The following is a 20,990-nucleotide window of genomic DNA, read 5'->3' as shown; positions in this document are numbered from 1 at the left end:
TACCCTCAGCCGTTGGGCCCTACTGTCGCGACGATAGTCACTTGCTTGTTGTCAGGAATTTCCTGATAAGCCAAAACGTGCAAATTCGGTACTGCCAAGCGTCCAAACCGCGACAACATCGCGCGGACCGGACCTGCCACCAGCAGAATCACCGGTTGGCCCTGCATTTCCTGACGCTGTGCGGCGTCGATCAACGAACGCTGCAGCTTTTCAGCCATGCTTGGCTCCAGCAGAACGCCCTCTTCCTGGCCTTGTCCTGCCTTCTGAATACTATTGAGCAATATTTGTTCCAACCTTGGTTCCAAGGTGATCACAGGCAGCTCAGAGTCAAGCCCTACAATGCTTTGCACGATTGCACGGGACAATCCGACACGCACCGCAGCCACCAGCGCGGCGGTATCTTGACTCTTGGCGGCGTTGTTGGCGATGGCCTCGGCAATGCTGCGAATGTCGCGTACCGGTACCTGTTCGGCCAGCAGCGCTTGCAGCACCTTGAGCAATTGCGACAGCGACAGCACGCCGGGCACCAGCTCTTCCGCCAGTTTTGGCGAGGCTTTGCCCAGTAAGCCCATCAATTGCTGGACTTCTTCGTGGCCGATGAGCTCGTGGGAGTGCTTGTACAGAATCTGGTTGAGGTGTGTCGCGACCACCGTGCTGGCGTCCACCACGGTATAGCCCAGTGACTGCGCCTGGCTGCGCTGGCTGATTTCGATCCATACCGCCTCCAGGCCGAAAGCCGGATCTTTGGCGGTAATGCCGTTGAGGCTGCCGAACACCTGGCCTGGGTTGATCGCCAACTCGCGATCCGGATAGATCTCGGCTTCGGCCAGGATCACCCCCATCAGGGTCAGGCGGTAGGCGCTCGGAGCCAGGTCGAGGTTGTCGCGGATGTGCACGGTGGGCATCAGGAAGCCCAGGTCCTGCGAGAGTTTCTTACGCACGCCCTTGATCCGCGCGAGCAATTGGCCGCCTTGGTTGCGGTCCACCAGCGGGATCAGGCGATAGCCGACTTCCAGGCCGATCATGTCGATGGGGGTCACGTCGTCCCAGCCCAACTCCTTGGTTTCCTGGGCGCGGGCTGGCGATGGCAGCAGTTCTTGTTGACGCGCAACTTCTTGCAGGGCCTGGACCTTGACCGCGTTTTGCTTCTTCCAGAACAGGTAGGCACCACCGCCCGCCATGGCCGCCATGCTCAGGAACGACACATGGGGCATGCCCGGGACGATACCCATGATCGCCATGATGCCCGCCGCCACGGCCAACGCCTTGGGCGATGCAAACATCTGCCGGCTGATCTGCTTGCCCATGTCTTCGGAGCCCGACGCACGGGTCACCATGATGGCTGCAGCTGTAGATAACAACAGTGATGGCAATTGCGCCACTAAACCGTCACCGATGGTCAGCAAGGCGTACACCTTGCCCGCATCGCCGAAGGTCATGCCGTGCTGAAAGATACCGACGGCCATGCCGCCGATCAGGTTGATGAACAGAATCAACAGGCCAGCGATGGCGTCACCGCGCACGAATTTGCTGGCACCGTCCATGGAGCCGTAGAACTCGGCTTCCTGTGCCACTTCCAGGCGGCGGGTCTTGGCTTGATTCTGGTCGATCAGACCGGCGTTGAGGTCGGCGTCGATGGCCATTTGTTTGCCGGGCATGGCGTCGAGGGTAAAGCGCGCGCTCACCTCGGAAATCCGCCCGGCGCCCTTGGTGACCACCACGAAGTTAATGATCATCAGGATCGCGAACACCACGATACCGACCACGTAGTTACCGCCGATCACCACCTCACCGAAGGCCTGGATCACCTTACCGGCGGCCGCGTGGCCGTCCTGGCCGTGGAGCATGACGACGCGGGTGGACGCCACGTTGAGCGCCAGCCGCAGCAGGGTCGCCACCAGCAGGATCGTCGGGAATACCGCAAAGTCCAGCGGCCGCAGGGCGTAAACGCATACCAACAGGACCACGACCGACAACGCAATGTTGAAGGTGAAGAATACGTCCAGCAAGAACGGCGGCATCGGCAACATCATCATTGCCAGCATCACCAGCAACAACAACGGCACACCCAGATTGCCCCGCGAGAGGTCAGTCAGGGTCGTACGGGCCGTGCCGAGCATTTGAGAGCGATCCACCACCGGTATTCCTCGTTTCCTTGAAGCAAACTTTTGACGCCGGAAGGCGTCCTGGAGGCGGTATTGCAAGAAGCCTTCCAACTTTTGCTTTAAAAAACGCGGATTGCTCCCAAGCACGCTGGAGCACTATCAGGCCGGGCAATTCAACTGACGATTTGCACTTCGGTAGCCTGATCACCCTTTTGACCTGTTTCTACTTTGAACTCCACTTTCTGCCCCTCCTCAAGGGTTTTATAGCCCTCGCCCTTGATCGCCGAATAGTGGACGAAGAGATCTCCCCCACCATCCTGACTGATAAAGCCATAGCCTTTTTCCCCGTTAAACCACTTCACCGTACCTGTCGACATTGCCGCTCTCCTGACCTCGCTCAGCACACCACGCGAGACTCACTGGATAATCTTGATATGGGACGCGAATACGCCCTCAGGGCGGTGGATCCTCGTAAATTGCACCCTTAGGCCCTCTCTGAGCCAAATCCCTGCAGAACTCGTGAGATCCACCAACACGTGTTCGTCGCCGCCATCCATTGCAATCACTCCCTCCCCTGTTTTGCGGTCGTATTCCTCGACCGTCCCTTTAACCACTTCCATTGCAACACCCTCTGCCTCACGCACAGCAATGTGCGTGGAAAACCCAGTGTTATGGAACCGCGATAAAGGGACGGCAGCTACTGTCAAAGTTGACAGGTAGACGACCGACAACGACGAGTGGTAGGGGGAAGGATGGAGCCGGGAGGGAGAGTTCGGGGCAGTTGATAATCAGGAATCGCGGCGCAATTCCGGCGGGATCGGCAGATCCTTGAGCGGGTCCGGACGCTTGCCCTTGCCCGCGCGGTATTGGCGGATCTGATAGACATACGCCAACACCTGAGCCACGGCCAAGTAAAGCCCGGCGGGGATTTCCTGATCGAGATCGGTGGAGTAGAAGATCGACCGCGCCAGTTCCGGCGATTCGAGCAACAGGATGTCGTGGGCCACGGCGATTTCGCGGATTTTCAGCGCAGTAAAGTCGCTGCCCTTGGCCAGCAGCATCGGTGCGCCACCCTTCTCCGGGTCGTACTTGAGGGCCACGGCGTAGTGGGTCGGGTTGGTGATGACCACGTCGGCGTCGGGCACCGACGCCATCATCTTGCGCTGGGACATTTCCCGCTGCAGCTGGCGGATGCGTTGCTTGACCTCGGGCCGCCCTTCCTGATCCTTGTGTTCGTCGCGCACTTCCTGCTTGGTCATCAGCAGTTTTTTGTGGCTTTCCCACAGCTGGATCGGCGCATCCACTGCCGCAATGATGATCAGCCCGGCGGCCATCCATAGCGCACTCCAGCCGACCACCTGCACGCTGTGGATGATCGCCGACTCCAACGGTTCGTGGGCGATACGCAGCAGGTCGTCGATGTCTGACGACAACACCATCAGCGCCACAAACAGAATCAGGATGAACTTGGCCAGGGCCTTGAGCAGCTCCACCAGGGCCTTGGCGGAGAACATGCGCTTGAGCCCGGCCCCGGGGTTCATGCGGCTGAACTTAGGCGCCATGCTGCTCGCGGCGAACAGCCAGCCGCCGAGGGCTACCGGACCGATCAGCGCGGCCAGCAACAAGGTAATCAGGATGGGCTGCACCGCCAGGATCGCGATCTTGCCCGAGTGCAACAGGTATTGCCCCATCGCATCCGGGTTAAGCAACACCTCACGAGGCAAGGTGAAGTTGTGCTTCATCAGCTCCAGCAAGTCGAGCGCCAAACCACCGCCGTAGATCAGCAAGGCGCCGGCACCGGCCATCATCGTCGCAACGGTATTGAGCTCTTTGGAGCGCGCAATCTCGCCCTTTTCCCTGGAGTCCTTTTTACGTTTCTCCGTGGGGTCTTCTGTTTTGTCCTGACCACTCTCGCTCTCGGCCATGGCTCAGCGCGCCCGTGCCAGATCACGTAAGAACTGCAAGGCGTCGGTCGCCAGCGGTTGATACTGATTGAGAATGTCGGCCAGGCCGATCCAGAAAATCCCCATGCCCAATACCAGGGTCAACGGGAAACCAATCGAAAAGATGTTCAACTGCGGCGCCGCACGGGTCATCACGCCAAACGCGATGTTGACCACCAACAATGCGGTAATCGCCGGCAGTACCAGCAACAGCGACGCGCCCAGCACCCAACCGAGGCGCCCGACCGTTTCCCAGAAGTGATTGACCACCAACCCCGACCCCACCGGCAAGGTGGTGAAGCTTTCGGTCAGCACCTCGAACGCCACCAGATGCCCGTTCATCGCCAGGAACAGCAAGGTCACCAGCATCGTCAGGAATTGCCCGATCACCGCGGCCGACACACCGTTAGTGGGGTCGACCATGGAGGCGAAGCCCATGCCCATCTGGATCGAGATGATTTGCCCGGCAATCACAAACGCCTGGAAGAACAGTTGCAGGGAAAACCCCAACATGGCACCGATCAGGACTTGTTCGGCGATCAGCATCAGGGCACTCAGGTCCAGGGCATTCACCGACGGCATGGGCGGCAAGCCCGGCACCAGCACCACCGTGATCGCCACCGCCAAATACAGGCGCACCCGGCGTGGCACCAGGGTCGTGCCGAACACCGGCATGGCCATCAACATGGCCGTCACGCGGAACAACGGCAGGATGAACGACGCCACCCACGTGCTGATCTGGGTGTCGGTCAATGCCAGCAGGGAATTCACCCGATCAGCCGATCAACTGCGGAATACTGCCGTACAGCTGCAGGATGTATTCCATAAAGGTTTGCACCAGCCACGGGCCGGCGACGATCAGGGTGATCAGCATCACCAGCAGGCGCGGCAGGAAGCTCAAGGTCTGTTCGTTGATCTGGGTGGCAGCCTGGAACATCGCCACCAGCAGGCCCACCAACAGGCTCGGCACCACCAGCACGGCAACCATCATGGTGGTCAGCCACAGCGCTTCTCGGAACAGGTCGACGGCTACTTCTGGCGTCATTGCGCTATACCCCGCCGAAACTGCCGGCCAGGGTGCCGATAATCAGCGCCCAACCGTCTACCAGCACAAACAGCATGATCTTGAACGGCAACGAGATGATCAGTGGTGACAGCATCATCATACCCATGGCCATCAGCACGCTCGCCACCACCAGGTCGATGATCAGGAACGGGATAAAGATCATGAAGCCGATCTGGAACGCGGTCTTCAACTCGGAAGTCACAAAGGCCGGTACGAGAATAGTCAGCGGCGCCTGGTCCGGGGTCGCGATGTCGGTACGCTTGGACAGGCGCATGAACAGCTCAAGGTCACTGGAGCGGGTCTGCGACAGCATGAAATCCTTGATAGGGACCTGTGCCCGGTCAATCGCCACCTGGGCGGTGATGGTTTCCGCCAGATAGGGCTGCAGGGCTTGCTGGTTCACCTTGTCGAACACCGGCGCCATGATGAACATGGTCAGAAACAACGCCATGCCGGTGAGGATCTGGTTCGACGGCGTCTGTTGCAGGCCCAGGGCCTGACGCAGAATCGAGAACACGATGATGATCCGCGTGAAGCTGGTCATCAGCATCACAAACGCCGGGATAAAGCTCAGCGCGGTCATGATCAGCAGGATCTGCAGGCTGACCGAATACTCCTGGGCCCCGGCCGCGTTGGTACCCAGCGTAATCGCCGGGATCGACAACGGGTCGGCGGCAAACGCCAACGGCGCCGCCAGCCACAGCATGAGCGTCAATAACACGCGCATTACTTCTTATCCTTCTGATCCTTGCCCAACAGTTCCATCAGGCGCTGAGCGAATTCGGGCGTGGCGGGCTTGGACTGATCCACGTTCACTGGGGTCTTGAGCACATGCAACGGGGTGATGCGGCCAGGAGTGAGGCCCAGCAGGATCTGCTCTTCACCCACTTGCACCAGCACCAGCCGATCACGCGGGCCGAGGGCGCGGGAGCCGATCATCTCGATCACCTGCGCGTTACCCGGACCCACCTGCTGTACGCGGCGCAACAGCCAGGCCAACACGAAGATCAGGCCAACCACCAGCAACAGCCCCAGCACCAGTTGGGTCAACTGGCCACCGAGGCCGCTGCCGACCGGCGCCGCCGCGGCGGCCGCCTGGGCCACCGGCTCTGCGGCCCAAGCGCCCAATGGCAGCGCGACCAACAGTCCCACCATCAGCCGCTTCATATCAGCGCAACTTCTTGATGCGTTCGCTTGGGCTGATCACGTCCGTCAGGCGGATGCCGAACTTTTCGTTGACCACCACCACTTCACCGTGGGCAATCAGGGTGCCGTTGACCAACACGTCCAAGGGCTCACCCGCCAGGCGATCCAGCTCGATCACCGAGCCCTGGTTGAGTTGCAGCAGGTTGCGGATGTTGATGTCGGTGCTGCCCACTTCCATGGAAATCGACACCGGGATGTCGAGGATCACGTCCAGGTTCGGCCCATCGAGGGTCACCGGGTCGTTGTTCTTCGGCACGCTGCCAAACTCTTCCATCTGTAGGCGGTTACCTGCGGGGGCAGTGGCGGCATCGGCGGCCAGCAGGGCGTCGATATCGTCCTGGCCAACATCGCCGGTTTCTTCCAGGGCCGCAGCCCATTCGTCAGCCAGAGCCTGGTCTTCGGCGGAAGTGTTTTCGTGTTCGGTAGCCATTACATGTCCTCGGCGGAGCAAACATTCATAAATAGGGGATGCATCAGCGACGGTTGATCGGCTCAACCACTTGCAGCGCCAGGTTGCCCTTATGGGAACCCAGCTTGACCTTGAACGACGGCACGCCGTTGGCGCGCATGATCATTTCTTCCGGCAATTCGACCGGGATGATGTCTCCCGGCTGCATGTGCAAAATATCCCGCAGGCGCAATTGGCGACGGGCTACGGTGGCGCTCAGCGGCACATCGACGTCCAGCAAGTCTTCGCGCAAGGCCTTGACCCAACGCTCGTCCTGGTCGTCCAGGTCGGACTGGAAACCGGCATCAAGCATCTCGCGCACCGGCTCGATCATCGAGTACGGCATGGTCACGTGCAGGTCGCCGCCGCCGCCATCGAGTTCGATGTGGAAAGTGGACACCACAATCGCTTCGCTCGGGCCGACGATGTTGGCCATGGCCGGGTTCACTTCCGAGTTGATGTACTCGAAATTGACTTCCATGATCGCCTGCCAGGCTTCCTTCAAATCGATGAAGGCCTGCTCCAGCACCATGCGCACGACGCGCAATTCGGTGGGGGTGAATTCACGGCCTTCGATCTTGGCGTGACGACCGTCACCGCCGAAGAAGTTGTCCACCAGCTTGAACACCAGCTTGGCGTCGAGGATGAACAGCGCAGTGCCGCGCAACGGTTTGATCTTGACGAGGTTAAGGCTGGTGGGAACGTACAGCGAATGCACGTACTCACCGAACTTCATCACCTGCACGCCGCCCACCGCCACGTCCGCCGAGCGGCGCAGCATGTTGAACATACTGATCCGGGTGTAGCGAGCGAAGCGTTCGTTGATCATCTCCAGCGTCGGCATGCGTCCACGGACGATGCGATCCTGGCTGGTCAGGTCATAACTTTTGACGCTGCCGGGCTCGGCAGCCATTTCGGTCTGTACCAGACCGTCGTCGACGCCATGCAACAGCGCGTCGATTTCATCCTGGGACAGCAGGTCTTGCACGGCCATGTCGTGATCCTACTGCAATACGAAGTTAGTGAAGAGCGCCTGCTCGACCACGACTTTGCCGAGCTCCTTCTGGGCCACTTCCTGCACGCTGGCAGTGACCTTCTGGCGCAGCATTTCCTGGCCCACCGGGGTGGCCAAGGTGTCGAAGCTCTGCCCGGAGAACAGCATCACCAGGTTGTTGCGGATCACCGGCATATGCACTTTGAGGGCATCCAGGTCCGCCGCATTCCGTGCCAGCAAGGTGATGCTCACTTGCAGGTAGCGTTGGCGACCGTTCTGATTGAAGTTGGCGACAAAGGCCGGAAGCATCGGCTCGAAGATTGCCGGTGGCTTGACGTTACTGGCGGTTTCGGCGGCAGGTGCCGGTTTGCTTGCACTGCTATGCATGATGTACCAAGTGCCGCCCACCGAGGCCCCGATGGCCAGGAGCAGGCCCACGACTATCATCAGGATAAGCTTGAGCTTGCCTTTGCCTGCCGGTGCGGGTGCTTTTGCTGCGTCGTCGCTCTTCGCCATGCCAATAATCCGTCACTATTCGGGAATTCATAGATCTACGGATAGGCAAGAGCAAGTGTTATGCCAGAGTTGTCTGGCAGGCAGAGACGAACGAACACCACAAAACAAATGTGGGAGGAGGCTTGCCTCGATGAGGGTGTGTCAGTTCATACATCGGTTGACTGATACACCCTCATCGGGGGCAAGCCCCCTCCCACAATTTGGATCTGTACGCGGCTCAAGTCAGGCGTAGTAATCCACGGCGCTGGAGCCGATCACTGTAGAGCTCACTGGCACCACGGCTTCAGCCACATCAATGTGGTTGCCACTGTCGCCGCTGTCAGCCCCTCGCCCGCTGCGACTCACGCCACTGGTCTGGGCCTGCTGCTGTTGCTGCTCCTGACCACGGGATTGGTCGGACACGTTGACGTCCACCTGCCCAATACCCTGTTGCGCAAACATTTCCCGCAGGCGACCCGACTGGCTTTCCAGCGCTTCACGCACCACCAGGTGGGCGCTCATGAAATTGACCTGGGCTTGCTGGTCGGCGGTCATGTTGACCTTGATATCCAGACGACCGAGTTCAGCCGGTTGCAACTGGATCTCCGCCGACTTGAGGTTGGCGCTGGACAGGTACATCACCCGATTGACGATCTCGTCGGTCCAACCGCTCTGGTGCATGGCCAGTGGCGCATTCGTCACCGGCGGCAAAGCGTTGGCCGTTCTCGGCGTGGCCGCCTGGGTCAATGCCGCCAAACGATTGGCGAAATCATCGACACGGGTGTCGCTGGTGGCGTTTTTAAGGTCTTTGAGGCCGTCTTCGATCAAGCCGCTGAAGGCCTTGTCACCGCCTTGGTCAGTGCTGTCTTTGGTGGCTTGCTGGTCGACCATTGTGGCCAGGCCAGCGGCAAAGTTCTGCGCGGCGGTTGGCTGGTCCTGGGTAGTCGTCGGTGCGGTTTTGGCCGGCGCCTGGCTGCTGGCCGACACATGCCCGCCCTGCTCCATCGCCAGGCGCACGGCCGGCATGGCATCCAGGGGATCAGCCTCAGGATCGAAGACCGGCTTGACCTCCTCGGTCGCCGCGATGGGCACAGCGACCAACGGCAGGGCCTTGTCGTCCTGGGCGGCAGCGGCGGGTTCCGGGGTTTCCACCGGCACGACCACCGGCAAGACCACAGGCGTGACAGCGGCAATCATGGCCGGGTCGACGACGGGATCAGTCGGGGGCTGCTGCGCGAGTGCTGGATCGGCGGGTGCGTCGTCATCCTTATTGGCGCTGTCGTTGGACGGCTTGGCAGGCAAGGTCTTGCCGCTATCGGCAACCGCCGGTGTACTGGCGGCAGGCTTGTCGGTACCGGCAGCCGGCTTGGCGCTGGCGTCGACAGGCTTGTCGCGTGTGGGTTTAGCCGCGTTGTCGTCGGTTTTGACCGACGGTTTCGAGCCTTGGCTGGCGAACACTTGAGCGAAGCCAGGGCCCTTGTCCCGTGGGTCCGCAGCCGCTACCTTTGGGTTGGCAGCGGGCGCTTGAGGCTTGGCCGCGGGGGCAGCCTGAAGAAGCGAATTGGGGGCGACTGGCATAGGTAAAGGTCTCCACTGCATGGGGGTCGGGGATGCAGTATCTGGAGATAGAGCAAGAGTTGGGCCAGGTTTCTTGGATTGCGGTTTTTTGGGTGGGCCTATCCGTTATTCGGTAACGGACAGGTCACCCATCAAAGTTGAAACCGTTGCCTTTCGTGCTCATACAACGGCCGCACCAACGCAAACTCCCGATCAATCTGATCCACCAACTCCCCCAAGTCCGAAGCCGGCTCAGAAGACCTGGCCTCAAGCGACTGACACAACTGCGCCAACCGCAGCGCCCCAAGGTTCCCACTGCTCCCTTTGAAACTATGCGCAATCCGTCCCAACGCCTTGGCATCATCCCGCGCCTGGTGCAGGGCCTCGATGCGTTTCTGGGAGTCATCAAGAAAGGTATCAAGCAGCTTGGGATACTCGCCCTCCATAACCTCCTGCAAACCCGACAACACCTGCGGGTCCATATGAATCTCTGCCACTTGCTCGCTCCTTGATCAAGAATCGGCGGATTATGCCAGAGCCCCCCAGCAAAACTCCACGCAGACACTGCGCCCACCGTCAGACCAGCGTACGTCGCTGCTCAACTGGCGCACTAGGCTAAGGCCCCGACCCGACAGACGATCGACGTCCAGCGGCCGTGCCAGCATCTGTTCCACGTCGAAACCCGGCCCGCTGTCTTCCAGGCGCAACGTCATTTTGCCGCCCATGTGGGTGGGCACCACCTGCACATGCACCCGCACGTAACCGCTGTTCAACTTCGCCAGGCGGTCATTGCGCTGGCGGTAATATTCGGCAAACCCCTGGGCATTGCGCTTGAGCCGCGAGTCCAGCCCCAGCACACCATGTTCCAGGGCGTTGGAATACAGCTCAGCCATCACGCTGTAGAGCGCCCCGCTCTGCTCGCGCAGGCCGTGGATCTCAAGCAGCAGTTGCAGCAGATAGGGCAAAGGGTTGTAGCGCTTGAGGGTCTCGGCGCGAAACTCAAAGCTCACCGACCAATCCAGCGGGCAGGATTGGCCGCTGTCGGCATACAACGGCCCGGTGGCGCGCAGGGATTGGCCGTGCTGCAGGGTGATTTCCACCATGCTCACGTCGTCACGCGCTTCACCGCGAAACGCCGCCAGGGCCTGTTCGATGTCTTCAAACAGACGATTGGGCTCGCGATTGGCCGCAAAGACCTGCTGCAAACGCTCGGCGCCGAACAGTTGATCGTTGGCATCTGCGGTATCCAACACGCCGTCGGACAGCAGGAACACACGGTCGCCCAACGCCATGGGCCAGACTTCGGTGCGGTCATCAAAGGCTTGCGCCGACAACACCCCCAACGGCAAATGCCGCGACTGCATCGGGGTGCGCTTGCCGGTGGCGATGTCATGCACATAACCGTCGGGCATGCCCCCGTTCCACACCTCCACCACGCGCCGCTCGGTGCTCAGGCACAACAGGGTGGCGCAGCAGAACATGTCCACCGGCAGGATGCGCTTGAGCTTGGCATTCATCTCCCGAAGGATCTGCGTCAGGCCATAGCCCTTGGCGGTCATGCCGTAGAACACTTCCGCCAGGGGCATAGCGCCCACCGCCGCCGGCAAGCCATGGCCGGTGAAATCGCCGAGCAGCACGTGCATGTCGCCTGACGGCGTGTAGGCCGCCAGCAGCAGGTCGCCATTGAACAGTGCATAGGGCGATTGCAGGTAGCGGATGTTCGGTGCGGCATTGATGCAGCCGGAGTGGGCGACCTTATCGAACACTGCCTTGGCCACGCGCTGCTCATGCAGCAGGTAGTCGTGGTGCTTGGCAATCATGTCGCGTTGCTGCAACACCGTGGCTTGCAGGCGGCGCAGGCGGTCCATGGCGTTGATCTTGGCCGCCAGGATCAGTTGGTTATAGGGTTTGGGCAGGAAGTCATCACCGCCGGCATCCAGGCACTCGGCCAGGGCAGCGCTTTCGCGCAGGGAGGTGAGGAAAATGATGGGGACCAGTTCTTCCCCCGCCAGTTGCTTGATCCACCGCGCAGCGCCGTAGCCATCCATCACTGGCATCAAGGCATCCATCAGCACCAGCTGCGGCCGTTCGCGGGCGAAGACTTCGACGGCTTCCTCGCCGTTGGTAGCGGTGAGCACCTGATGCCCCTGGCGCCGCACAATGGTCGACAGCAACAGAAGATCGGCAGCGTTATCATCGGCGATCAGGATCGTCAGCGGCTCAACCGCGGGGGCCTGGGCGCTCACTTGATGTCGAACAGCTTGTCGAAGTTGGAGATGGCGAGGATCTTGCGCACATCGGAGTTGGTGTTGACCACCTCAACCTGCGCCTCTTCGCCGCCAGCATGGTCCCTCAACAGCAGGAGCATGCCCAAGGCCGAGCTGTCCATGTACGTGGTTTCTTTCAGATCGACCACATACAGCTCAGGCACTTTGTAGTAACGCTCGTAGGCGTCACGAAACGTCTGATGACTGCCGAAATCAAACCGTCCCTTGATAGCGATCGTCAACTTCTTCCCGTCCAGGGATACTTCTGACTCGATTGACATGCGACTGCTTCCTTGTCATGGGCATAGACACAAGGTGTAGCAGGCGAATGAGATCCGGGCAACACCGCAGGTCAAATGCGGAAGAGGGCCTGGTCCCGATAGCCGTGGGTCAGTCAACAAATTCAGTGACCGATCTATCGCTATCGGGGGCAAGCCCCCTCGCACCTTCAGAATTGTGATTGGCGGGGAAGACGCTGTGACAGCTCATCGAGCAACTTCTGCTCACGCTTGTCTTCCAGCGCCCGCGCTTCATCGATATAGCGCTGCACCAGCTTGCGCAATCCTTCGACCCGGGCAAACGCCTCTTGCCAACTTTCGCGGGCCTTATCGAGATTGTTCTGGTGCCAGGCCAGGCTCTGGCGCTGTTGGCCCACGGCGGTTTCCAACTGGTTGAGAAAGCCCTGGTAGCCCATCAGCCACTGACCCGAAACGCCCTTGGTGCCGCGCTCGATCCATTGCTGTTGGTACTCGCCGCGAAAGCGTTCCAGGTCACCCAACTTGCTTTCCGCCAAGCGCACTTGGCCCTGGAAATAACCCAGGCGCTGTACGGCGGTTTTTTCGGCCTTTTCGGCCATGTCCACCACGGGGGCCAGGCGCGCGGCGCGGCTGTTGGCCATGGCTTAGCCGCCTGGCGCAGGGGCGAAGATGGAATGCAGATGCGCTTCGCTTTCACCCATGCTGATCTTGTCGTTGAGGCCTTGGCGCAGGTAAGTCACCAACTGCGGTTGCAGGGCGATCGCCAGGTCGGTGTCGCGATCGCCACCGGCCACGTAGGCGCCAACGCTGATCAGGTCGCGGCTCTGTTGATAGCGCGACCACAACTGCTTGAACTGTTGCGCGCGGACCATATGCTCCGGCGTGACCACCGCCGGCATGACCCGGCTGATGGACGCTTCGATATCGATAGCCGGGTAGTGCCCTTCTTCGGCCAAACGGCGCGACAGCACAATGTGGCCGTCGAGCACGCCCCGCGCCGAGTCGGCGATAGGGTCCTGCTGGTCATCGCCTTCGGACAACACCGTGTAGAACGCAGTGATCGAGCCGCCACCGGCCTCGGCATTACCGGCGCGCTCCACCAGTTTCGGCAGCTTGGCGAACACCGACGGCGGGTAGCCCTTGGTCGCCGGCGGTTCGCCGATGGCCAGGGCGATTTCCCGCTGGGCCTGGGCAAAACGGGTGAGCGAGTCCATCAGCAACAGGACGTTCTTGCCCTTGTCGCGAAAATATTCGGCGATGCGCGTGCAGTACATGGCCGCGCGCAAACGCATCAACGGCGCATCATCCGCTGGGGAGGCGACGACGACGGAGCGCTTGAGGCCTTCTTCACCGAGGCTGTGCTCGATGAATTCCTTAACTTCCCTGCCCCGCTCGCCGATCAGCCCCACCACGATGATGTCGGCCTCGGTAAAGCGCGTCATCATGCCGAGCAACACCGACTTACCCACACCGGTACCGGCGAACAGGCCCAGACGCTGGCCGCGGCCGACCGTCAATAAACCGTTGATGCTGCGGATGCCCACATCCAGCGGCACGCTGATGGGGTTGCGGTTGAGCGGGTTGATGGTGGGGCCGTCCATCGGCACCCAGTCTTCGGCTTTCATGCCGCCCTTGCCGTCCAACGCACGACCGGCGCCGTCCAGCACCCGGCCGAGCATGCTCATGCCCATGGGCAGGCGGCCGGTATCGGCCAGCGGCACCACACGGGCGCCAGGGGCGATGCCCGCCAGGCTGCCGACGGGCATCAGGAAGATCTTGTTGCCGGAAAAGCCCATCACTTCCGCTTCGACCTGCACCGGGTGGTAGCTGTCGTCGTTGATCACCATGCAGCGGCTGCCCATGGCGGCGCGCAGGCCCTCGGCTTCGAGGGTCAGGCCGACCATGCGCAACAGACGCCCCTCAAGGATCGGCTGGCCGGGCAATTCAGTGGCCTCGACGTAGCCGCTCAGGCGCTTGACGAAGCTGGTGCGATCAAGGCGCATCGGCGGCGTCCAGGTCGACGCTGAGGTCAGGTTCAGCGGGGTTCAACACCTGCTCGTGGACTTGATCCAGCAGCTTGGCCATGATCTGGCTGATGCGGGTTTCCACCGTCGCATCAATGCGGCTGTGTTCGGTCTCGACCCGGCAACCACCGGGCTGAAGTGCTGCGTCTTCGACGATGCGCCAGGTTTCTTCATGGCGCTCGCGCAGGGCTTTGACCTGTTCGAAATCCTGCGGGTTGATGTACAGACGCACATTGCCGACACCCAGGGGCAGCAGCTTGAGCGCTTCGCGCATCACGCTTTCGATATGACTGGAGTCGAGCACCAGTTCGCGCTGGATCACCTGGCGTGCAATATGCTCCACCAGGCCGACCATGGATTTTTCAATCTGCGCATCCTGCTCGGCGATAGGGTCGAACAGCACACCCATCAAGCGTTCCAAGCTGGCCAGCTTGACGCTCAGCGCCGCTTCGGCCTCTTGGCGCACCTTGAGAGTGGTGCTGCGAAAACCGTCTTTTTCACCCGCAGCGAAGCCTTCGTTGTAGGCCTCCTGGCGGATGCTTTCCAACTCTTCCAGGGTCAGTGGCTGGACTTCTTCCAGCGGCACTTCTTCCATTTCCACCGGCGTTTCTTCAACGGGTTCCGGCTCAGGCTCGGGCACATGCGGGTCGAAGCTGGGCAACGACCAGATGTCGAACCCACCGACATCCCGTGCGCGAATCAGATCGCTGGGCGCCTCATCTTTGTTCGACATCAGGGGCGCCTTAGATCATTTCTTCGCCGCCCTTACCACCGAGAACGATTTCTCCGGCTTCGGCCATACGGCGGGCAATGGTGAGGATTTCTTTCTGCGCGGTTTCCACGTCGCTGACGCGCACCGGGCCTTTGGCTTCCAGGTCGTCGCGCAACAGTTCGGAAGCACGCTTGGACATGTTTTTGAAGATCTTCTCTTTGACGCCTTCGTCCGAGCCTTTGAGGGCAAGCACCAGCACGTCGGAGGACACTTCGCGCAGCAACGCCTGGATGCCACGATCGTCGACATCGGAGAGGTTGTTGAACACGAACATGAGGTCTTCGATCTGGCCGGACAGGGTGTCGTCGATCTCGCGGATCGAGTCCATCAACTGGCCTTCGACCGAGCTGTCGAGGAAGTTCATGATGTCTGCCGCACGCTTGATACCACCCAAGGTGGTCCGCGAGGCATTCGAGTTGCCGGAGAACTGCTTCTCCAGGATGGTGTTCAATTCTTTCAGGGCCGCCGGCTGCACGGTGTTCAGCGACGAGACGCGCAGGATGATGTCCAGGCGCACTTTATGGTCGAAATGGCCGAGCACTTCACCGGCCTGGTCCGGGTCGAGGTACGCCACCACGATGGCCTGGATCTGCGGGTGTTCAAAGCGGATCACGTCGGCGACGGCGCGCGGTTCCATCCACTTGAGGCTGTCCAGACCACTGGTGTTGCCACCCAACAGAATGCGGTCGATCAGGCCGTTGGCCTTGTCTTCGCCCAGGGCCGAGGTGAGCATCTTGCGGATGTAGCTGTCGGAGCCGACGCCCAGGCTGGTCTGGTCGCCGACGATCTCGACGAACTCGCTCATCACCTGCTCGACTTGCTCACGGTGCACATTGCGCATCTGCGCCATGGCCACGCCCACACGCTGGACCTCTTTGGGCCCCATGTGGCGCAGCACTTGGGCGGCATCGGTTTCACCGAGCGACAGCAGCAGAACTGCGGCTTTGTCGACCTTGGTGAGCTTGGCAACAGCGGCTCGATCACTCATCTGCGTTAATCCACTCTTTCACGACCTGGGCCACACGGCCCGGGTCTTCTGCTACCAGACTTTTGATTGCGTTCAACTGAGCGTCGTAACCTTCGCTCGGGCTTGGCAACAGGATGCTTTGCGGGCCGCCGAGGCTGACGCGGTCGTTGGCCAGTTCGCCGTCCAGGCCGCCCATGCCACCCAACTCGACGTCACTGCCGCCAAACGCCGCCAGTTGTTTGTTCTTGCCGTTGCCGGTGATGTTGTTGAGCACCGGGCGCAGCACGCCGAACACCAATACCAGGATGAACAACACACCCAGCACTTGCTTGACGATGTCCCAGAACCACGGCTGGGTGTAGAACGCCGCTTCGGCGATGACTTCACCGCGCTCGGCGGAGAACGGCATGTTGATCACGCTGACGCTGTCACCACGACTGGCGTCAAAGCCGACGGCGTCCTGCACGAGGCGAGTGAAGCGCGCCAATTCGTCGGCGCTCCACGGCGCACGGGTAACGGCGCCATCCGCCGCATTGACCTTGACCTGGTCATCGACCACCACCGACACCGACAGGCGATTGACGCGACCCTGCTGCTGCTTGGTGTGGCTGATGGATCGATCGAGTTCGAAGTTCTTGGTGGACTGGTTACGCTTGTCCGCCGGGTACGGGGCGAGCATCGGTTGGCCGGTGGCCGGGTCCATGATCTGCTGGCCGTTGGCGTCCAACAATGGCTGGCCGGGCTGAATCGCGCCAGCGGTGGCAGCAGCGCCACCGGTGGTTTGCGGGGCCGAAGCCGGCGCCGGTGGCTGGTTGCTAAGGGCACCCGGCACGCCTTGCGGACCATTGCTGGCGGTGCGTTGTTCGCTGGTGGACTGTTCGCTGCGCAGCGCTGGCTGGTCCGGGTTGAACTGCTCGGAGGTCGACTCGACGGCACTGAAGTCCACGTCGGCGGATACCTCAGCCTTGTAGCGGTCGTTGCCCAGCACCGGTTGCAGGATGTTGTGCACACGCTGGGTGAGCATGCTTTCCATACGGCGGCTGTAGTCGAATTGCTTGCCGGCCTGGGTCAGGGCGGAGTTTTCCGCCATGTCGGACAGCAGGTTGCCCTTCTGGTCGACAACGGTGATTTGCGACTTGCTCAGTTCGGGAACGCTGGTGGCCACCAGGTTGATGATCGCCAGGACCTGACCAGGCTCCAGCGAACGGCCGGAAAACAGTTCCACCAGTACCGAGGCACTTGGCTTGCGCTCGTCGCGCACAAACACCGAGCTTTTCGGAATGGCCAAGTGCACACGGGCGCCCTTGACGTTGTTCAAGCTGGAGATGGTGCGGGCCAGCTCGCCTTCCAGGCCACGACGGTAGCGCGTGGCTTCCATGAACTGGCTGGTCCCGAGGCCCTGGTCCTTGTCGAGGATTTCAAAACCAATATTGCTGTCGGACGGCGTTACCCCGGCAGCGGCAAGCTTCATGCGCGCACGGGCCACGTCATCGGCCTTAACCAACAGCGCGCCGGAGTTGGGCTCTACGGTGTAGGCGATGTCGGCGGCGGCGAGGGTTTCCATGATCTGCTTGGAATCCATGCCCGCCAGGCTGCCGTAAAGCGGACGGTAATCGGGTTGTTGCGACCACAACACCACGGCGAAACCAATCGCCACGCTGGCAGCCAGGCCGACCATCAGGCCCACCTGACGCAACATGGTCATTTCCGAGAGGTTTTCCAGGAACGACAGGCCAAACAGCGGCGGCTTGCCGTCTGCCTTGGCGGGTACGTTGTCGGAGACTGCTTCTGCCATGACTTAAATCTCGCCCTTAAACCGGCATCTGCATGATGTCTTGATAGGCCTGAACCAACTTGTTACGCACTTGGGTCAGAGCCTGAAAGGAGACGCTGGCCTTTTGCGAGGCGACCATCACATCGGTGAGGTCCACGCCGCTTTTGCCGATCTCGAACGCGGTGGCCAACTGGCTGGAAGCTTGCTGGGTGTCACTGACTTTGTTGATGGCCTGGCCGAGCATGTCGGCGAAGCTGCTTTGGCCCAATTCCGGCGCTGGCGCGACGGATTTCGGTTGAGCCATGGCATCCATTTGCATGGAGCGCATATCCAACATCAACCGATTGAACTCAATACCCTGGCTCATGAACTTCTCTCTCCAACCCGCAAATTTTTGACACTACGCAGCGATTACTAGGGGAGGTAGCAACAAGGGTGCCAGCTCTGTATCAACTCGTAAGAAAAGGCGACAAACCTTATCGCCGTTGTTACCGGTTATGTGGCGAACAGATACGCCTCGACGTCCATCCCGGCGTCGCGCATCTGCGCCAGCTTGTAGCGCAGGGTGCGCGGGCTGATGCCCAGACGCTCGGCGGCCTCTTTGCGACGGCCGCGCTCGGCGCGCAGGGTGTCGATGATCATCTGGAATTCGCGGCGACGCAGGTCGTCCCCCAGGGCACCGGCAGACTCAGCCTCTGCAACCACCGGCGCGGGCGCCAAGGTAGGCAATGGGGCCGCACCACTGCCCATGGCCAGGCAGAAATCCTGGGGCTGGATCAAGCCACCCTGCTGCAGAATCAGCGCGCGCTGGATGGCGTTATCCAACTCGCGCACGTTGCCCGGCCAGGGATAGCTGATGAGACACGCTTGCGCCTCGGCCGAGAGCCGCGCCTGGGCGTGCTTCATTTTTTTGACGTGATTGTTCAGCAACCGCTCGGCCAGCGGAATGATGTCCGCCGGACGCTCACGCAGCGGGCGCCAGGCCAGGGGGAATACTGATAGCCGGTAGAACAGGTCTTCGCGGAAGCGCCCCGCCGCCACTTCGCCAGCGAGGTCGCGGTTGGTGGTGGCGACCACACGGATATCCAACTGGATCGGTTTACGCGCACCGACGCGCTCCACTTCGCGCTCTTGCAACACCCGCAGCAGCTTGGCTTGCAGGCCCAGAGGCATTTCCGAGATTTCATCCAGCAGAATGGTGCCGCCATCGGCCTGTTCGAACTTGCCCGCCTGGGCCGCGATGGCGCCAGTGAACGAGCCTTTTTCATGACCGAACAAGGTGGCTTCAAGCATGTTGTCGGGGATCGCCGCGCAATTGATGGCGATGAACGGTTGTTTGGCGCGAGTGGATTGCTGGTGGATGTAACGTGCCAGCACCTCTTTACCGGTACCGGACTCGCCGGAGATCAGCACCGTGGAATCACTGCGCGCCACCCGGGCCGCCAGCTCAAGCAATTGCGCACTGGCCGGCTCGAAGGCAATCGGGCCTTCGCCTTCGTTGGCAGGGATCACGCCCAGGGCGTGCCGCGCCACCAGTTCGATCAGCGCCTTGGGTTCGAACGGCTTGACCAGGTAATCCGCCGCGCCTTGGCGCATGGCGTCCACCGCACGCTCCACCGCACCGTGGGCGGTCATCAGCAATACCGGCAGTTGCGGTTGGCGCGCGCGCAGCAAGGCCAGTAACTGGTGGCCGTCCATGCCCGGCATGTTCACGTCACTGACCACCAGGCTGAAGGTTTCCTGCTCCACCGCGTCCAAGGCGTCCTCGGCAGAACCGACCGCCCGGTAGTCATGACCCGCCAACAGCAGCGTGTCCGCCAATGCTTCACGCAGGGCGCGATCGTCTTCCACCAACAGAACCTTGATAGCCATTACTTTTTACTCCGCGCTTGCCGCGCATGAAAACAGCGGCAAGCTCATCAATGCACACGTGCCACGCCCCAGCCGGGAATGCAGCTGCAATTCTCCCTGATGGGCACGCGCCACAGCCTTGACCACGGTCAGGCCGAGGCCGGTTCCATTGGTCTTGGTGGTGAAAAAGGGTTCGCCAAGGCGCTTAAGCACCACAGGATCAATGCCGGCACCGCTGTCGCTGATGCACAGGCGCAGGGTCTGCTCGCGGTTGTACAGGTGCACCTTGAGCCGTGCGCCCGGGCCGCTGGCCTGGATAGCGTTTTCGATCAGGTTGAGCAACGCGCCCACCAGGGTGTCGCGATTGCACAGCAACTCGCCAAGGTGGCTGTCGCACTGCCAACGCACCTGAGTGTCTTGAATATGGGTGGCAGCCGCCGCTTGCAGGGCCTGCATCAATTGGGCAGGTGTCACGCGGTCAGTCAGCGGCAATTCGCCGCGGGCAAACACCAACATGTCGCGTACCTGATGCTCCAGTTCGTGCAGGCGCTCTTTGAGACGGCCAGCAAACCGCTGCTGCGTGGCAGCGGGCAATTGTTCATCAGTCAAATGACTGGCGTAAATCAAGGCCGCCGACAACGGCGTACGGATTTGATGCGCCAAAGAAGCGACCATTCGGCCCAACGAGGACAAACGCTCGTGGCGCGCCAATTGGTCTTGCAGGTGACGGGTTTCGGTCAGGTCGTTGAGCAGCACCAATTGCCCTGGCTCAGCGTCCAGGGAACGGGTAGCGATGGATAGGCGGCGCCCGTCTTTAAGGGAGATTTCGTGACCATCATCCTCGCGCGGCGCAAAGCAGCGGGTAATGACGTGGCGCCACAGCTCGCCTTCCAGCGGCAGGCCGAGCATGTCGCAGGCTGCCGGATTGGCTTCGCGCACGCGGCCCTCTTCGTCAATGACGATAACGCCACCGGGCAGCAGCGACAGCAGGTTCTGCAGACGGTTGGCCAAGCGCTCTTTCTCGGCCAGCTCTTGCATGCGCTGGGCGCTAACCACCGCCAGTTCGCCTTTCAGCTCGCAGACTCGGGCCTCCAGCAGGCTGTAGGAATCAGTCAATTGGCTCGACATCTGGTTGAACTGCAAGAACGCTTGTTCAAGACCCTGGCGGGTCTGCGGTTCTACAGGCGCAATCAGTCCCTGGATGGCAGGGGCCGAAGATAGTTGGGCGGCGTGGGGCATCATGCTCTCTCGCTTGGCTGACCGT

22 protein-coding genes are annotated in these 20,990 nt (G+C 61.1%); all 22 read right to left on the bottom strand.

All coding sequences use genetic code 11. The annotated features are described in order from the left end of the window. Nucleotides 1–5: 5 nt before the first annotated feature. Complete coding sequence (gene flhA / locus AOA61_RS26035) at nt 6–2,135, bottom strand: flagellar biosynthesis protein FlhA (protein ID WP_032888092.1); 2,130 nt, start codon at nt 2,133–2,135, stop codon at nt 6–8. A 143-nt stretch (nt 2,136–2,278) separates the two neighbouring features. Next, nucleotides 2,279–2,482, bottom strand: a complete 204-nt coding sequence (locus AOA61_RS26030) for a cold-shock protein (RefSeq protein WP_032887903.1) — start codon at nt 2,480–2,482, stop codon at nt 2,279–2,281. Nucleotides 2,483–2,893: 411 nt separating this feature from the next. Then, nucleotides 2,894–4,030 (bottom strand): flagellar biosynthesis protein FlhB, encoded by a 1,137-nt coding sequence (flhB, locus tag AOA61_RS26020; protein WP_095185434.1) that lies wholly within the window; start codon nt 4,028–4,030, stop codon nt 2,894–2,896. Nucleotides 4,031–4,033: 3 nt separating this feature from the next. Further along, entirely contained in the window at nt 4,034–4,819 is a 786-nt protein-coding gene (gene fliR / locus AOA61_RS26015) for a flagellar biosynthetic protein FliR (RefSeq protein ID WP_032887898.1), read from the bottom strand. A gap of 4 nt (nt 4,820–4,823) precedes the next feature. Beyond that, entirely contained in the window at nt 4,824–5,093 is a 270-nt protein-coding gene (fliQ, locus tag AOA61_RS26010) for a flagellar biosynthesis protein FliQ (RefSeq protein ID WP_003214552.1), read from the bottom strand. A gap of 4 nt (nt 5,094–5,097) precedes the next feature. After that, complete coding sequence (gene fliP, locus AOA61_RS26005; protein ID WP_032887897.1) at nt 5,098–5,841, bottom strand: flagellar type III secretion system pore protein FliP; 744 nt, start codon at nt 5,839–5,841, stop codon at nt 5,098–5,100. After that, a complete protein-coding gene (fliO, locus tag AOA61_RS26000; RefSeq protein ID WP_032887895.1) occupies nt 5,841–6,281 on the bottom strand; it encodes a flagellar biosynthetic protein FliO in 441 nt (146 codons plus the stop codon). Before fliO ends, fliP begins: the two co-directional genes overlap by 1 nt. Before the next feature lies 1 nt (nt 6,282). Further along, the gene (gene fliN / locus AOA61_RS25995; protein ID WP_032887893.1) at nt 6,283–6,750 is read right to left on the bottom strand and encodes a flagellar motor switch protein FliN; all 468 of its coding nucleotides are present in this window, start codon (nt 6,748–6,750) and stop codon (nt 6,283–6,285) included. A 43-nt stretch (nt 6,751–6,793) separates the two neighbouring features. Continuing rightward, complete coding sequence (gene fliM, locus AOA61_RS25990; protein ID WP_010208755.1) at nt 6,794–7,762, bottom strand: flagellar motor switch protein FliM; 969 nt, start codon at nt 7,760–7,762, stop codon at nt 6,794–6,796. Nucleotides 7,763–7,771: 9 nt separating this feature from the next. Then, nucleotides 7,772–8,278, bottom strand: coding sequence for a flagellar basal body-associated protein FliL (gene fliL / locus AOA61_RS25985; RefSeq protein WP_032887891.1), 507 nt, complete (start codon nt 8,276–8,278; stop codon nt 7,772–7,774). A gap of 222 nt (nt 8,279–8,500) precedes the next feature. Then, nucleotides 8,501–9,835 (bottom strand): flagellar hook-length control protein FliK, encoded by a 1,335-nt coding sequence (locus tag AOA61_RS25980; RefSeq protein ID WP_099603021.1) that lies wholly within the window; start codon nt 9,833–9,835, stop codon nt 8,501–8,503. Between the two features lie 131 nt (nt 9,836–9,966). Beyond that, nucleotides 9,967–10,311, bottom strand: coding sequence for an Hpt domain-containing protein (locus tag AOA61_RS25975; RefSeq protein ID WP_032887887.1), 345 nt, complete (start codon nt 10,309–10,311; stop codon nt 9,967–9,969). Nucleotides 10,312–10,341: 30 nt separating this feature from the next. Next, entirely contained in the window at nt 10,342–12,060 is a 1,719-nt protein-coding gene (locus AOA61_RS25970; RefSeq protein WP_099603020.1) for a fused response regulator/phosphatase, read from the bottom strand. Next, on the bottom strand, nt 12,057–12,362 hold the full coding sequence (locus tag AOA61_RS25965; protein ID WP_095185430.1) for an STAS domain-containing protein: 306 nt from the start codon (nt 12,360–12,362) through the stop codon (nt 12,057–12,059). The genes AOA61_RS25970 and AOA61_RS25965 overlap by 4 nt, the downstream gene beginning before the upstream one ends. A gap of 167 nt (nt 12,363–12,529) precedes the next feature. Beyond that, on the bottom strand, nt 12,530–12,979 hold the full coding sequence (fliJ, locus tag AOA61_RS25960) for a flagellar export protein FliJ (protein WP_032887882.1): 450 nt from the start codon (nt 12,977–12,979) through the stop codon (nt 12,530–12,532). Between the two features lie 3 nt (nt 12,980–12,982). Then, nucleotides 12,983–14,341 (bottom strand): flagellar protein export ATPase FliI, encoded by a 1,359-nt coding sequence (gene fliI, locus AOA61_RS25955; RefSeq protein ID WP_032887880.1) that lies wholly within the window; start codon nt 14,339–14,341, stop codon nt 12,983–12,985. Next, the gene (gene fliH / locus AOA61_RS25950; protein ID WP_032887879.1) at nt 14,331–15,095 is read right to left on the bottom strand and encodes a flagellar assembly protein FliH; all 765 of its coding nucleotides are present in this window, start codon (nt 15,093–15,095) and stop codon (nt 14,331–14,333) included. The genes fliI and fliH overlap by 11 nt, the downstream gene beginning before the upstream one ends. Nucleotides 15,096–15,105: 10 nt before the next feature. After that, complete coding sequence (gene fliG / locus AOA61_RS25945) at nt 15,106–16,122, bottom strand: flagellar motor switch protein FliG (RefSeq protein ID WP_032887877.1); 1,017 nt, start codon at nt 16,120–16,122, stop codon at nt 15,106–15,108. Continuing rightward, nucleotides 16,115–17,896, bottom strand: a complete 1,782-nt coding sequence (gene fliF, locus AOA61_RS25940) for a flagellar basal-body MS-ring/collar protein FliF (RefSeq protein WP_032887876.1) — start codon at nt 17,894–17,896, stop codon at nt 16,115–16,117. Before fliF ends, fliG begins: the two co-directional genes overlap by 8 nt. Nucleotides 17,897–17,912: 16 nt before the next feature. Then, a complete protein-coding gene (gene fliE / locus AOA61_RS25935; protein ID WP_017134937.1) occupies nt 17,913–18,242 on the bottom strand; it encodes a flagellar hook-basal body complex protein FliE in 330 nt (109 codons plus the stop codon). Nucleotides 18,243–18,370: 128 nt separating this feature from the next. Beyond that, nucleotides 18,371–19,747 carry a sigma-54 dependent transcriptional regulator gene (locus tag AOA61_RS25930; protein ID WP_099603019.1) on the bottom strand — a complete coding sequence of 459 codons (1,377 nt, stop codon included), beginning with the start codon at nt 19,745–19,747 and terminating at the stop codon, nt 18,371–18,373. 6 nt (nt 19,748–19,753) lie between these two features. After that, nucleotides 19,754–20,965: a PAS domain-containing sensor histidine kinase gene (locus AOA61_RS25925; protein WP_099603121.1), complete on the bottom strand. Its 1,212-nt coding sequence runs from the start codon at nt 20,963–20,965 to the stop codon at nt 19,754–19,756. Between the last annotated feature and the right edge of the window lie 25 nt (nt 20,966–20,990).

The organism is Pseudomonas sp. 2995-1, from assembly GCF_002742505.1.
In the GTDB taxonomy this organism is placed as follows: domain Bacteria; phylum Pseudomonadota; class Gammaproteobacteria; order Pseudomonadales; family Pseudomonadaceae; genus Aquipseudomonas; species Aquipseudomonas sivasensis.
Note: the sequence above shows the minus strand (reverse complement) of the source record. Positions and strands in the feature narration are given on the sequence as shown.

Coding starts and splice junctions, on each gene's coding strand:
- AOA61_RS25925 (WP_099603121.1), bottom strand. CDS start 20,965: ATGCCCCACGCCGCCCAACTATCTTCGGCCCCTGCCATCCAGGGACTG.
- AOA61_RS25930 (WP_099603019.1), bottom strand. CDS start 19,747: ATGGCTATCAAGGTTCTGTTGGTGGAAGACGATCGCGCCCTGCGTGAA.
- fliH (WP_032887879.1), bottom strand. CDS start 15,095: ATGTCGAACAAAGATGAGGCGCCCAGCGATCTGATTCGCGCACGGGAT.
- AOA61_RS26030 (WP_032887903.1), bottom strand. CDS start 2,482: ATGTCGACAGGTACGGTGAAGTGGTTTAACGGGGAAAAAGGCTATGGC.
- fliG (WP_032887877.1), bottom strand. CDS start 16,122: ATGAGTGATCGAGCCGCTGTTGCCAAGCTCACCAAGGTCGACAAAGCC.
- fliM (WP_010208755.1), bottom strand. CDS start 7,762: ATGGCCGTGCAAGACCTGCTGTCCCAGGATGAAATCGACGCGCTGTTG.
- AOA61_RS25965 (WP_095185430.1), bottom strand. CDS start 12,362: ATGTCAATCGAGTCAGAAGTATCCCTGGACGGGAAGAAGTTGACGATC.
- fliP (WP_032887897.1), bottom strand. CDS start 5,841: ATGCGCGTGTTATTGACGCTCATGCTGTGGCTGGCGGCGCCGTTGGCG.
- fliI (WP_032887880.1), bottom strand. CDS start 14,341: ATGCGCCTTGATCGCACCAGCTTCGTCAAGCGCCTGAGCGGCTACGTC.
- fliO (WP_032887895.1), bottom strand. CDS start 6,281: ATGAAGCGGCTGATGGTGGGACTGTTGGTCGCGCTGCCATTGGGCGCT.
- flhB (WP_095185434.1), bottom strand. CDS start 4,030: ATGGCCGAGAGCGAGAGTGGTCAGGACAAAACAGAAGACCCCACGGAG.
- AOA61_RS25980 (WP_099603021.1), bottom strand. CDS start 9,835: ATGCCAGTCGCCCCCAATTCGCTTCTTCAGGCTGCCCCCGCGGCCAAG.
- fliF (WP_032887876.1), bottom strand. CDS start 17,896: ATGGCAGAAGCAGTCTCCGACAACGTACCCGCCAAGGCAGACGGCAAG.
- fliL (WP_032887891.1), bottom strand. CDS start 8,278: ATGGCGAAGAGCGACGACGCAGCAAAAGCACCCGCACCGGCAGGCAAA.
- fliQ (WP_003214552.1), bottom strand. CDS start 5,093: ATGACGCCAGAAGTAGCCGTCGACCTGTTCCGAGAAGCGCTGTGGCTG.
- fliJ (WP_032887882.1), bottom strand. CDS start 12,979: ATGGCCAACAGCCGCGCCGCGCGCCTGGCCCCCGTGGTGGACATGGCC.
- fliN (WP_032887893.1), bottom strand. CDS start 6,750: ATGGCTACCGAACACGAAAACACTTCCGCCGAAGACCAGGCTCTGGCT.
- fliE (WP_017134937.1), bottom strand. CDS start 18,242: ATGAGCCAGGGTATTGAGTTCAATCGGTTGATGTTGGATATGCGCTCC.